The sequence below is a fragment of the Emticicia oligotrophica DSM 17448 genome (genome assembly GCF_000263195.1).
Lineage (GTDB): Bacteria > Bacteroidota > Bacteroidia > Cytophagales > Spirosomataceae > Emticicia > Emticicia oligotrophica.
In genome coordinates, this window is record NC_018748.1 from 4,130,006 (window position 1) to 4,143,046 (window position 13,041).

The following is a 13,041-nucleotide window of genomic DNA, read 5'->3' on the forward strand; positions in this document are numbered from 1 at the left end:
TTGAAGAAAAAGGTATGAGGTTTTTTTTAAGTTTTGTGTTTTTTGGTTGGTGTATCAGCGTTTTTGCCCAAGAAAACACCATTGTAGCTCCAACTAAGGGTCAGTATAATCCTTCACGTACGAAAGAAGTTGATTTGGTTCATACAAAACTTGAGCTTAAACCAGACTGGAAAAATCAATGGCTTTTGGGAAAAGCAACCATTACATTAAAACCTCACTTTTACCCACAAACACAAGTAAGTTTAGATGCTAAAGGCTTTGAAATTAAGGAAGTTACACAGAACAACAAGCCTCTTAAATTTGAATATAACAAATTAGTTTTAAAAGTAGATTTAGCTCAAGTTTACACTCGAAAGGATACATTTTCATTACAAATAACATACATTGCTAAGCCAAATGAGTTGCCTACTGGAGGCAGTGATGCAATAACTTCAGATAAAGGCCTCTATTTTATTAATCCTTTAGGTACAGAATTAGATAAACCTCAACAAATCTGGACACAAGGTGAAACAGAAGCTAATTCTTGTTGGTTTCCTACCATAGATTCGCCAAATCAGAAAATGACCCAAGATATTTTCTTGACGGTAGAATCTAAGTTTACTACACTTTCCAATGGTAAGTTAATTTCATCCAAACTGAATTCAGATGGCACTCGCACTGACTATTGGAAACAATCAAAACCTGCCGCTCCTTATTTGACAATGATTGCAGTTGGCGATTTTAAGAAGATTATTGACCCCAATTTTAAGGATTTTGAAGTTAGCTACTTTGTAGAACCAAAATTTGAAAAATACGCAATGAATATTTTTGGTCGAACTCCAGAAATGATTCGGTATTTTGAAAAACTCCTAGGAGTAAAATTTCAGTGGGAAAAATATGCTCAAATGGCTGTCCGTGATTACGTTTCTGGAGCAATGGAGAATACAACAGCCACGATTCACGGTGAGTTCATTCAAAAGGATAATCACCAATTGGTTGATGACAATGATGATGGGGTGATTGCCCATGAACTTTTTCATCATTGGTTCGGAGATTTAGTTACTTGCGAATCTTGGGCAAATTTACCATTAAATGAAGCTTTTGCTAATTATGCTGAATATTTGTGGGCAAACTATAAGTATGGGAAAGATGAAGGCGATTTAGTGTCGTTTATTGCACTAAATCAATATTTAGATGAATCTAAAGAAAAACAAGAGCCACTCATCAGATTCCAATATAATGACAAAGAAGATATGTTTGATTCACATTCTTACGCAAAGGGTGGGAGAATTTTACACATGCTCCGAAATGTTGTTGGTGATGAGGCTTTTTTTGAAGCTTTAAAGCAGTATCTTTTACAATATTCCTACAAGACTGCCGAAATAGAAGATTTAAGAATTGTATTTGAAAATGTGACAGGTCAGGACTTGCATTGGTTTTTTGAACAGTGGTTTTTGAAGCCAGGTCATCCTATTTTAAAGGTTTCACATGATTACAAAGAAGGCAAAATATTGTTGAATATCAAACAAATTCAAGACACCACCTATACACCAATCTATCGTATTCCATTGAAAGTTTTCGTAAAAACAGAAGGTGAGGAGTTCGTTAAAGAAATTGTGATTGATAAGAAACAACAAAGTTTTGAAATTGCTGCTAGTTTTTCTCCAAAAATGGTGCTCTTAGACCCCGAAAATATCTTGGTTGGTAAAATAGAGCACCCAAAGTCGAAGGATGAATTGATTTATCAATTTTATAATTCAGCAAATATAATTACAAAGCTTAATGTACTTGATTCATTGACTTTTATTCCAGAAGAAGATACAACTTTTTATTACCCGGCAGCCGACAAGAAAATTAGACAATTGTTGATTGATGCAACTAAGGATAAATTCTGGCGAGTAAGACAATTTGCCGTTCAAAAACTCTTCGATTATGATGGCGAGGATTTCCTTGAAGTAGAAAGAGCTTTACAATATAGAGTTATTCACGATGAGCGTTCGTATGTACGTGCGGATGCAATTTTAGCTATGAAAGGCTTCCAAAATTCTCATAATGATAAGCTTTTTAGAGAGGCACTCAACGATAGTTCATATACAGTGCAAGCGGCGGCTATTGAGGCACTTTTGGCTACTAAGCCCGTCGATGCTTTAGAGTTGGTTTTAAAATTTGAGACTTCAACTGATCCCAATATTTTTGCTGCGGTTGCCAATTATTTTGCTGAGGAGGCTTCACCTCTGCGATTCGATTGGTTTATGATTCATTTAAAACAAATGAAAGGAAATGATTTATACCAAGTATTAGGAATTTTTGGTACTTATTTAGTGAAATCTTCTACCGAAATTCAATTGAAAAGTGTACCTCTTTTAAAACAAATTGCACAAAATGATTCTCAATGGTATGTTCGTTTTGCAGGAATGCAAACCTTAAATCTAATCAGTGATAATAAGGAAGTAAAAGTCATAATTAAGGAGATTACAGATGCTGAGAAAGATGAACGACTGAAAAAAATCTACAAACAATTCAAGGATATTTAGTTGGAAACAATTAAAAATATTCGATTTTTGACTAAATTTAGGGTCGTAATGCAATTTTGAATATGCGAAATGATAATGAATAGTATTATCATTTTAAAATATACTTTTAATACCTAAACCCACATTTATAATGAATAGAAATATTCAAGATGGATTAAATTTTTTCTCTAAAGTTACTTGGCCGAGAGCTTGGAATGCTTTGAAAAATGTGGGTAGTTATCTTGAATCAAAAGTTACAGGACGACCAATTCATAGAGGCTTACCGATTGCAATTTCTATTGAGCCAACTACTTCATGTAATCTTCGTTGTCCAGAATGTCCGAGCGGACTAAGGAGCTTTACTCGTCCAACGGGTATGCTTCCTGAAAATCTTTTTAAGCAAACCATTGACGAACTTTCAGAAACACTACTATATTTGATTTTCTATTTTCAAGGAGAGCCATATTTACATCCGAAATTCTTAGAATTAGTTAAATATGCTTCCCAAAAAGGCATTTATACTGCTACTTCCACTAATGCACATTATTTAACAGATACTTTGGCAAAAAAAACTATTGAATCGGGTTTGGATAGAATGATTATTTCAATTGATGGAACAACCCAAGATGTTTATGAACAATACAGAGTTGGTGGAAATTTAGATAAAGTTATTGAAGGAACTAAAAAGATTGTGCATTGGAAAAAAGAGTTAAAGTCAAAAACGCCACACATTATTTTTCAATTTTTGGTAGTTAAACCCAATGAGCATCAAATTGAAGATGTAAAGCAATTAGCCAAAGAAATTGGTGTTGATGAAGTAGCTTTTAAAACAGCACAAATTTATGATTACGAAAATGGCTCGCCCTTAATTCCAACGATTGATAGATATTCAAGATACGAAGAGATAGGAGAGGGGCAGTATAAAATCAAGAATAAGCTACTTGACCATTGTTGGAAAATGTGGCATTCATGTGTAATTACTTGGGATGGTTTGGTTGTTCCTTGTTGTTTTGATAAAGATGCAGAATACAGAATGGGAGATTTAAAAGCTAAATCATTCAAAGATATTTGGCAAAGTGCTCCTTATCAGCATTTTAGGAAATCGCTTACAACAGCACGTTCGGAGATAGAAATGTGTAAAAACTGCACAGAAGGTACAAAAATTTGGGGATAATCTAAATAAAACTTAACAATCATATAATCTATTTTTTTAAACACTATGACAGCTCTAACACGAATTAAATTAATGTTGATGATGTTTCTCATGTTTTGTACTTGGGGAGCTTGGTATGGCCAAATGGGAAAATATTTATTTACATCTTTGAATGCAACAGGCGACCAAATAGGAGGGGCTTATGCGACATTTTCTATCGCTTCGATTGTTGCACCATTCTTTATGGGTATGATTGCTGACCGCTTCTTTTCTGCTCAAAAAGTGATGGGTGTTTTAAATATTATTGGGGCAATAATTCTATATTTTTTAATTCAAACTAAAGACCCAGATGTATTCTTCTGGTATATTTTGGCTTACACGATAACTTTCGCACCAAATTTGGCACTTTCAAATTCCATTGCAATGAATCAAATGGAAAATCCTGAAAAAGAATTTCCTTCGATAAGAGTAGTTGGTACAATTGCTTGGATTGTCATTACAAATATTATTGGTTTCTATGGTGTAGGCGATAAGGTAACAATCTTCCAAATTGCTATGTTTACTTCAATTGCTTGGGCGGTTTTTGCATTTACGCTTCCAAATACACCTCCAAAAGCAACTAAAGCAACTTCTATCGGCGAGATTTTAGGTACAGATGCGTTTGTATTATTCAAAGACCGTTCGTTTTTGATTTTCTTTATTTGTTCAATTTTAGTTTGTATTCCGCTTTCATTCTACTATGCTCACGCCAATTTATCATTGACAGAATCAAATATGACAAATGTTGAAAATAAGATGTCTCTTGGTCAGGTTTCTGAAGTTGGTTTTATGCTACTTATTCCTTTTGCTTTAAGTAAATTTGGAATCAAGAAAATGTTGATAGTTGGCTTAATTGCTTGGATTGTACGCTTTATTTGTTTTGGTTATGGAGATGGAATTTCATCTGAATGGATGCTTTATTTAGCGATTGTTCTTCACGGTGTATGTTATGACTTCTTCTTTGTTACCGGACAAATTTATACAGATAACAAAGCGGGTGAAAAAATTAAGAACTCAGCTCAAGGTTTAATTACTTTAGCCACTTACGGAATTGGTATGGGTATTGGTTCTATCCTTTCTGGCAAAGTTTTAGATAAGTATACAACAAAAGTAGGCGAAGTAAGTACGCACGATTGGACATCAGTTTGGATGGTACCTGCGGCCATTGCTGCAGTAGTATTAGTACTTTTTGTGCTCGTTTTTAAGGATAATACAAGAGCAAATGCTTAATAAAGAGATACAAAAAAGGGACTGTGCGAAAGCAAAGTCCCTTTTTTATTGGTTCGAAAATAACTAGCTTTTGAATTTGAGTGATTCAACTAATTTCATTTTTGAAACTACAAATGTTGGAATGGTAATAACTGCCCAAACTAGTATAACCGTTACAACATTTAGCCATAAAACTGTTAGCCAATCAATAGAAATTGGAACAAAACTCATATAATAGCTTTCGGAATCTAAGGGAATAATTTTGAATTCTTTTTGCAGAAAACAGAACCCTAAACCAATGATATTGCCATAAGCCATTCCTTTGATAATGATTGTTAGACCATTGTAAATAAATATCTTTCGAATTTTGGCATTATCAGAACCTAATGCTTTTAATAAACCAATCATTGGTGTTCGCTCCATCATCATTACCAGCAAGACAGAAATCATATTAAAACTAGCAACTAACAAAATTAGTCCAATAATCACGATAATATTTCTGTCCATGAGGCTAAGCCAATCAAAAATGGCTGGAAACATATCGGTAACTCTTAATATTTGCATGTCTTGGTCTATTTCATCAAAAACTTGTTTGGCGGTAGCATCTAATTGGTCAAAATTTTTGATAAAAATTTCATAATGACCCACTGTTTGATTATTCCAATCATTCATTTTCTGAATTAATGCTAAATCTCCTAGAATGAAGTTTTTATCAAATTCTTCCAAACCTGTATCATAAATACCAACTACTTTTACTTTTCTAATTCGTGGAGGATTTTGAATAAAGTAAATACGTACTTCGTCAGAAAGTTTGATTTTTAGCTGATTAGCTATTTTTTTACTGATAATTATCTCATCAGAATAGGTTGTATCCTTAAAATTTATTTTTCTACCTTCGACCAAATTTTCATTAAAAGTATCCCAGTCATAGTCTTTTCCAACGCCTTTTATCACAATACCAGCGTGTTCTTCTATTGATTTTAATAAACCAGCTTTATTAGCAACTACCTGAAGATGCCTGATTTCGGGGATTTTTCTGTAATTTTGATGAAATTTTGTATTTATTGTCAAAGGCGTTTCCTCAAACGATTGATTCAGCGTAATTTTGTTTACTTGAATGTGAGAACTCAAACTAAAAAGTTTTTCTTTGATGGTTTTTTTGAAGCCAATCAAGATACTAAATGAAATAATCATCACAGCCAAGCCAATTGCAATACTTGATATTCCAATCTTTGTAACTGTTGAAGTAAATGTGGTTGTGTTGGTTTTTTGAATTCTTTGAGCAATAAACCTTGGTAAATTCATTATAATTTAAAATCTGATATTTTACAAAACTATCATTTTTTGAACCAAACATTGAAATATTGGGGTCAATTTTATTAAAAATACTCATCAAAAAATGATTTAATTTGTTTTTGTACATTAATTTATATGAATATAAAAATCTTTTTAATTAAAGTAATTGTATTATCTGCCCTTTCATGGGGAACTATTGAGGCATTTTTCTATTTTGACCCTTACAAAAAACACGACTTTGAAACATCCTACAATGCAATTATTATTGATAAATATAAAATTCTTCAAGAAACACCATCTCCAAAAGTTGTTTTGATAGCTGGTTCTAATTTTGCTTATGGAATCAATAGTAAATTATTAACAGACTCTCTGAAAAAGCCTATTGTAAACATGGCTATTCATTATAATTATGGCTCGAAGTTTATGCTAAAGCAATTAGAATCAGAATTAAAGAAAGGTGATACAGTAATTATGGGTTTTGAATATATCATTGAGAGTAAAGGAAATATCAGTGAACAAATGTTGATGGCTCGATATTTCCCAAAAGCACATGAATGGATTGAATATGATGATATTTTTGAAAGAATAAGGGCTTACAGTTTGTTGAGAATCAAAGTTTTTAGGGTTGGTTTAGAGCGATTAATCAAACAAAATAAAATTGATTATTCAATTAACGATACCACCAGTGTGTTTTTTAGAGGGGCGGCCAATCAATATGGAGATTTAGTAAGTCATTATAATAATCCAAGATTTAAAACTATCCCAAGGGCAATTTTGAGTGATAAAATGAGTTTAAAAGAATCAATTCAAGATATGAATTTATTCTATAAAACAATGAAAGCAAGGGGAGTAGAGGTATATTTTGTCTATCCAACTTATTCGGAAGAAAATTATGCTTTAGATAAACCAATTATTGAAAAATATAAAAAAGAGTATGATTCTTTAGCCGTTTTTCCAATTTTAGGTAAACCCACTGATTTTGTTTTTGCAGATTCGCTTTATCATGATATGGCCTATCACCTAACACAAAAAGGCGGAGATATTCGAACCAGAAAAATTATTCAGCTATTAAAAAAGAAATAAAAGCATCATAAAGTACTTCCATTTGAAGACTTTATTCTCTGATAAAAATATGATTTTTAATTCAATAGAATTTTTATTGTTTTTTCCCATTGTTACGATTATTTATTTTTTGTTTAAGCATAATAATAGATGGTGGTGGCTTTTGGCAGCAAGTTGTGTATTTTATATGGTTTTTAAGCCTGAATATCTTTTGATTTTAGGCTTTACGATTGTAGTTGATTACTATGCTGGAATTTGGATTGAAAATGCACAAGGAAAGCAAAAGAGGCTTTACTTGATTATGAGTTTGGTGGCAAATATTGGGGTTTTGGCATTTTTTAAATATACAAACTTTGCCATTTTTGCCTTAGCACAGGCCAATATCGCTCATTTTAAATTACTTGATTTTATTTTACCAATTGGCTTATCTTTTCATACTTTTCAAGCGATGAGTTATACAATTGAAGTATATCGTGGCAATCAAAAGGCTGAAAGACATTTTGGTATATATGCACTTTATGTAATGTTTTACCCACAGTTGGTGGCTGGGCCAATTGAACGACCACAAAATGTCTTGCATCAATTCTATGAAAGGATGACTTTTGATTATGCAAGAGTTACGAGCGGCTTAAAACTAATGGCTTGGGGGCTTTTTAAAAAAGTAGTCATTGCCGATCGATTAGCTCTATTTGCCGATAAAGTTTATAATAGTCCGATGGAATATGAAGGAATTCCAATCATCGTAGCTACTTTTTTCTTTACCTTTCAAATTTTCTGCGATTTCTCTGGGTATTCAGATATCGCTCTTGGTACTGCCGAAGTGATGGGTTTTAAACTCATGAAAAATTTCGACCGTCCGTATTTCTCTAAAAGTATTTCTGAGTTTTGGAGAAGATGGCATATATCACTTTCAACGTGGTTCCGTGATTATTTGTATATCCCATTAGGTGGTAATCGGGTTAGCAAAACTCGACAAAATTTCAACCAATTTTTGGTTTTTGCAGTGAGTGGTTTGTGGCATGGAGCCAATTGGAACTTTATTATTTGGGGAGCATTACACGGATTTTATTTGATTTTTGCCCGATTGACAAAGAAACCAAGGGAGTTTTTCTACAAAATAACTGGAATTGAGCGAATTCCAATGCTTCATAAAAGTATTCAATCTTTCATTACTTTTTTATTGGTTGCTTTTGCATGGATATTTTTCAGAGGAAATTACCTTGAACAAAGTCAATGTTGGCATTTGATTACACATTTATTTACGAATCTTCCAACTTGGCATGAGTTCTTGACTTATCAATATTTATCTCAAAATGTATTTTTAGGCTTTACCATCGTTGAATTTATTATTGCTTTATGCTTAATAATCTTCATGGAAATGATTCATTATATTCAAAGAGATAAAAGTATCCGAGCAATTATTTCAAGTTATTCTACTCCAAAAAGATGGATAATATATTATGCTTTCATGATTGCCTTTTTCCTGCTTGGCGTTTTCGACCAACCTGCCCAATTTATCTATTTTCAGTTCTAAAACTCTATTCGTTTCATATAAAAGACCATAATAGTTGGTAGGAGGTAGAAACTTTGTTTGCAAGCAAAGGCTTTTTCTCCTAATTTTGTATTTTAGAAATGTAATCATGACCGAACAAATCCTTATTCTTGATTTTGGCTCGCAATTTACCCAGCTTATTGCCCGTCGAGTTAGAGAACTAAATGTGTATTGTGAAATACACCCTTTCAATAAAATTCCCGCTATTACACCCGAAATTAAAGGTGTTATTCTTTCAGGGAGTCCGTGTTCAGTAAGAGATGAAGATGCTCCGATTGTTGATTGGCAAGAATTTGCCAAAACGCTTCCTGTTTTGGGTGTTTGTTATGGAGCACAAATGATGGCTCAAACTGGCGGTGGCGAAGTGGCTCCCTCTTCAATTAGAGAATATGGACGCACAATTTTGAATAAAGTAGATAATCGTTACGCTTTATTTAAGGACGTGGCTGATGATACTCAAGTTTGGATGTCGCACAGTGATACCATTGCACAGCCTCCTAAAGATGCGGATATTATTGCTTCTACTGATACAGTAAAAGTTGCAGCTTTTAAAATAAAGGAAAAACCAGTTTATGGTATTCAGTTTCACCCAGAAGTGACACATACAGTTTTGGGAAAAACAATTATTAAAAACTTTGTGGTGGATATCTGTGAATGTTCTCAGTCTTGGACGCCCGATTCATTTGTAGAAGAAACAATCAAAGATTTACGTGAAAAATTAGGCGAGGATAAAGTAATTATGGGTCTATCTGGTGGTGTTGATTCATCGGTGGCAGCAACTTTAATTCACCACGCAATCGGAAAAAATCTATATTGCATATTCGTTGATAATGGTTTGCTTCGTAAAGGTGAATTTGAAGAGGTGCTTGATTCATATAAAGGTTTGGGGTTAAATGTTGTGGGTGTTGATGCGAAAGATAGATTTTATGAAGCATTGAAAGGTTTAACAGACCCTGAAGCTAAACGAAAAGCTATTGGAAAAACATTCATTGATGTTTTTGATGCCGAATCTCATAAAATTGAAGGAGCAAAATGGTTAGGTCAAGGAACAATCTATCCTGATGTAATTGAGTCAGTTTCGGTCAAAGGCCCTTCAGTAACCATCAAATCGCATCATAACGTGGGTGGTTTACCTGACTTTATGAAGCTGCAGGTAGTTGAACCATTGAGATTACTTTTCAAAGATGGTGTTAGAGAAGTAGGTAAAGCTTTAGATATTCCTCAAAATATTTTAGGACGTCATCCTTTCCCAGGACCAGGTTTAGGAATTAGGATTTTAGGCGATGTAACGGCTGAGAAAGTACAAATTTTACAAGAAGTTGATGCCATTTTTATCAATGGTCTGAAAAGTTCTGGATTGTACGATAAAGTATGGCAAGCAGGAGCAATGTTGCTTCCAGTACAAAGTGTAGGAGTAATGGGTGATGAACGTACTTATGAAAGAGTTGTTGCCCTTAGAGCTGTAACGAGTATAGATGGAATGACCGCCGATTGGGCACATTTACCTTATGAGTTTTTAGCTGATGTTTCTAACGAAATTATCAATAAAGTGAAGGGAGTCAATAGGGTAGTGTATGATATTAGTTCGAAACCACCAGCAACCATTGAGTGGGAATAATATATGATAATTATTAATTATGATGCTAAAAGGGCTGGTAAATTTAAGTTTATCAGCCTTTTTTATTTAGTTTAAGTTTAGTCTATTTGATAATTCAAAACTTCTTTTCTCTATAATACTTCTTTTAACCTTTTTTTAATCTTCCTTTAAAATCGACTTGATATTCAAAAAACAATTTTACATCATCAAAATAAATGAATGTGATGAAGAAATTGATTTTTGTTTTACTATTACTGGGATTTAGAGTTTCTGCACAAAGTGATACGTTGAAGCTGACTTTAAAGCAAGCTGAAGATGATTTTTTCAAGGAAAATCTTCAGTTAGTGGCTGCTAAATTGGGAATTTCCGAAGGTAGAGCATACGAATTACAAGCTGGTTTGAGACCCAATCCGAGTCTATATTTTGAGCACATGCCTTACAATACACAAAACAAGGAGTTAGGAGGTTTTAAAAAAAATAATGCGGAGCAAATTATTCAATTTCAATACCTCGTTCAAGTTGCCCAAAAACGCCAGAAGGCCATTTCTCTTGCTCAAGCTAATACCGAACAAGCCGAAAATAGCTTTAGAGAATTAATCAGAAATCTTCAGTATCAATTACATGCCACTTTCTATGATTTATATTTTACCAATCAGGCATTGGTAGTTTATGAACAAGAAATATCAACGCTCCAACAGACCTTAAATGCCTATCAAGAGCAATTTAATCGTGGAAATGTCCCTTTAAAAGATTTAGCTCGATTAAAAGCTTATTTGGTTTCACTGAATACTGAAAAGCAATCATTGATTCAACAAAAATTTGATGACGAAAGAGATTTAGGTTATTTGCTTGGTTCAAAAAAACAGTATACTATCGAACCAGTGGTTGAATCAGTTTTTACGAATGTCGACTTTAATAAGCTGACAATCAGTGATTTAATAAATATTGCTTCGGAAAATAGATTTGATTTGAAAGGTGCATTGACACAAAGAAAAATTGAAGAGCGTAATTTGGAATTCCAAATGGCTAATAAAAAACCAGATTTGACTTTTCAAATGACATATGACCGAAATGGTAGTTTTGTACAAAATTATTTAGGACTTGGCGTTAGCATGAACCTACCTGTTTTTAATAAAAACCAAGGAAATATTCAAGCCGCTCAAATAAGAATACAAGAAGCTGAAAAATTACAAGAATCGTATCAGTTGAAAGTAGAAAAAGATGTTCAAAATGCTTTCTATAAAGCACGTCAAGCAGATACAGTTGCTAAATCAATTGACAGTAAGTTTAGTGACGATTTTTCTAAACTTATCGCTGGAGTATTAGATAATTATCGAAAACAAAACATTACAGTTGTTGAGTTTATAGATTTTTTTGACTCTTATAAACAAACAATTTTGCAATATAATCAACTGCAAAACGATAGAGTATCTGCCTTTGAAAATCTAAACTTTACGGTTGGTAAAGCAATTTTGAATTAATTTTTATCGAAATTATATATTTAAAAATAAAATAACATGAAAAATTCATTGAGATTATTGTTTCTGGGGCTATCGATTGTATCGATTTTTTCCACTGCAATGACTGGTTGTGGAGAAGGGCAGACCAAACAAGATTCTAAGGAAGCAGCTCAAAAGCAAGTCAGTTTAGATGCAGAAACTTATAAAAATTTAAAAACTATCAATGCAGAAGTAAAAACTGTAAATCAGGTTTTAAATTTAACTGGCAAAATTACCTTTGACCAAGATGGTGTTGTGAAAGTTTTTCCTTTAGTAGGTGGACACATCGAGGAGGTTAAAGTCGAATTAGGCGATTATGTGCAAAAAGGACAAGTTTTAGCGGTGATTAGAAGTGGAGATTTAGCCGATTTGGAGCAACAAGCAATTTCTGCCAAAAGTAATTTATCGGTTGCACAAAAAAATCTTCAAGTTTCTGAAGATATGACAAAGTCTGGCCTTTCATCTCAAAAAGAATTAGTTGCAGCCAAAGAGGGTGTAGAAACTGCAAAAGCAGAAGTAAATAGGGTGGCAGAAAGAAAGAGTATCTTAGGTGCTAAAGGAATGTTGTATGTAGTTAAAGCTCCGACTAATGGATTTATTGTTGAAAAAACCGCGGCTACGGGCATGGAACTGCGTGGAGATGACCCCGAAAATTTATTTACAATTAGCAACCTTGACCGTGTTTGGGTCATGGCAAATGTATATGAATCAGATATTGCAAAGGTGCATTTAGGGCAAGAAGCAAAAATTACCACTATATCTTTTCCAGATAAAGTATATACAGGCAAGATTGATAAAATTTTCAATACGCTTGACCCGATGAATAAAACTGAAAAGGTACGAATTCAATTGATGAACAAAGATTTTCAGTTAAAACCAGAAATGTTTACGAATATTATAGTTGAATATGGTGGTTCTGAGCAACGTCTTGCTGTGCCTAGCAAAGCTGTAGTTTTTGATAATAATCAGAATTTTGTGGTTGTAAAAGAGTCAGGAAAATTGGCTGTAAAACCTATTTCGATTTACAAAGTAGTTGGTGATAAAACCTTTATTTATTCAGGAGTTGAGGCAAATACGCCAATTGTGACTGAAAACCAATTGACTTTATATCAAGCACTTATTCAATAATTATTGTTTGTTTA

At 33.2% G+C, this 13,041-nt stretch carries 9 protein-coding genes; 8 read left to right on the forward strand and 1 reads right to left on the reverse strand.

Annotated features, from left to right (window positions below; all coding sequences use genetic code 11):
* Positions 1-14 precede the first annotated feature (14 nt).
* The 3 genes from EMTOL_RS17175 (at position 15) to EMTOL_RS17185 (ending at position 4,914) form a co-directional block, all read left to right on the forward strand.
* On the forward strand, positions 15-2,513 hold the full coding sequence (locus tag EMTOL_RS17175; RefSeq protein WP_041694215.1) for a M1 family aminopeptidase: 2,499 nt from the start codon (positions 15-17) through the stop codon (positions 2,511-2,513).
* Positions 2,514-2,643: 130 nt separating this feature from the next.
* Complete coding sequence (locus EMTOL_RS17180; protein WP_015030586.1) at positions 2,644-3,666, forward strand: radical SAM/SPASM domain-containing protein; 1,023 nt, start codon at positions 2,644-2,646, stop codon at positions 3,664-3,666.
* 45 nt (positions 3,667-3,711) lie between these two features.
* Positions 3,712-4,914 carry a nucleoside permease gene (locus tag EMTOL_RS17185; protein WP_015030587.1) on the forward strand — a complete coding sequence of 401 codons (1,203 nt, stop codon included), beginning with the start codon at positions 3,712-3,714 and terminating at the stop codon, positions 4,912-4,914.
* A gap of 63 nt (positions 4,915-4,977) precedes the next feature.
* Here EMTOL_RS17185 and EMTOL_RS17190 read toward each other — a convergent pair whose 3' ends face one another.
* The gene (locus EMTOL_RS17190) at positions 4,978-6,198 is read right to left on the reverse strand and encodes an ABC transporter permease (RefSeq protein WP_015030588.1); all 1,221 of its coding nucleotides are present in this window, start codon (positions 6,196-6,198) and stop codon (positions 4,978-4,980) included.
* A gap of 126 nt (positions 6,199-6,324) precedes the next feature.
* On the opposite strand from EMTOL_RS17190, the gene EMTOL_RS17195 reads away from it, so the two are divergent.
* The 5 genes from EMTOL_RS17195 (at position 6,325) to EMTOL_RS17215 (ending at position 13,027) form a co-directional block, all read left to right on the forward strand.
* Positions 6,325-7,272, forward strand: a complete 948-nt coding sequence (locus EMTOL_RS17195; protein WP_015030589.1) for a hypothetical protein — start codon at positions 6,325-6,327, stop codon at positions 7,270-7,272.
* 49 nt (positions 7,273-7,321) lie between these two features.
* Positions 7,322-8,785 carry an MBOAT family O-acyltransferase gene (locus EMTOL_RS17200; RefSeq protein ID WP_041693636.1) on the forward strand — a complete coding sequence of 488 codons (1,464 nt, stop codon included), beginning with the start codon at positions 7,322-7,324 and terminating at the stop codon, positions 8,783-8,785.
* Between the two features lie 106 nt (positions 8,786-8,891).
* Entirely contained in the window at positions 8,892-10,421 is a 1,530-nt protein-coding gene (gene guaA, locus EMTOL_RS17205) for a glutamine-hydrolyzing GMP synthase (protein ID WP_041693637.1), read from the forward strand.
* A gap of 203 nt (positions 10,422-10,624) precedes the next feature.
* Positions 10,625-11,881, forward strand: coding sequence for a TolC family protein (locus tag EMTOL_RS17210; RefSeq protein WP_015030592.1), 1,257 nt, complete (start codon positions 10,625-10,627; stop codon positions 11,879-11,881).
* A 36-nt stretch (positions 11,882-11,917) separates the two neighbouring features.
* Entirely contained in the window at positions 11,918-13,027 is a 1,110-nt protein-coding gene (locus EMTOL_RS17215; RefSeq protein ID WP_015030593.1) for an efflux RND transporter periplasmic adaptor subunit, read from the forward strand.
* The last annotated feature ends 14 nt before the right edge of the window (positions 13,028-13,041 follow it).

Coding starts and splice junctions, on each gene's coding strand:
- EMTOL_RS17200 (WP_041693636.1), top strand. CDS start 7,322: ATGATTTTTAATTCAATAGAATTTTTATTGTTTTTTCCCATTGTTACG.
- EMTOL_RS17190 (WP_015030588.1), bottom strand. CDS start 6,198: ATGAATTTACCAAGGTTTATTGCTCAAAGAATTCAAAAAACCAACACA.
- EMTOL_RS17195 (WP_015030589.1), top strand. CDS start 6,325: ATGAATATAAAAATCTTTTTAATTAAAGTAATTGTATTATCTGCCCTT.
- EMTOL_RS17185 (WP_015030587.1), top strand. CDS start 3,712: ATGACAGCTCTAACACGAATTAAATTAATGTTGATGATGTTTCTCATG.
- EMTOL_RS17215 (WP_015030593.1), top strand. CDS start 11,918: ATGAAAAATTCATTGAGATTATTGTTTCTGGGGCTATCGATTGTATCG.
- EMTOL_RS17210 (WP_015030592.1), top strand. CDS start 10,625: ATGAAGAAATTGATTTTTGTTTTACTATTACTGGGATTTAGAGTTTCT.
- EMTOL_RS17180 (WP_015030586.1), top strand. CDS start 2,644: ATGAATAGAAATATTCAAGATGGATTAAATTTTTTCTCTAAAGTTACT.
- guaA (WP_041693637.1), top strand. CDS start 8,892: ATGACCGAACAAATCCTTATTCTTGATTTTGGCTCGCAATTTACCCAG.
- EMTOL_RS17175 (WP_041694215.1), top strand. CDS start 15: ATGAGGTTTTTTTTAAGTTTTGTGTTTTTTGGTTGGTGTATCAGCGTT.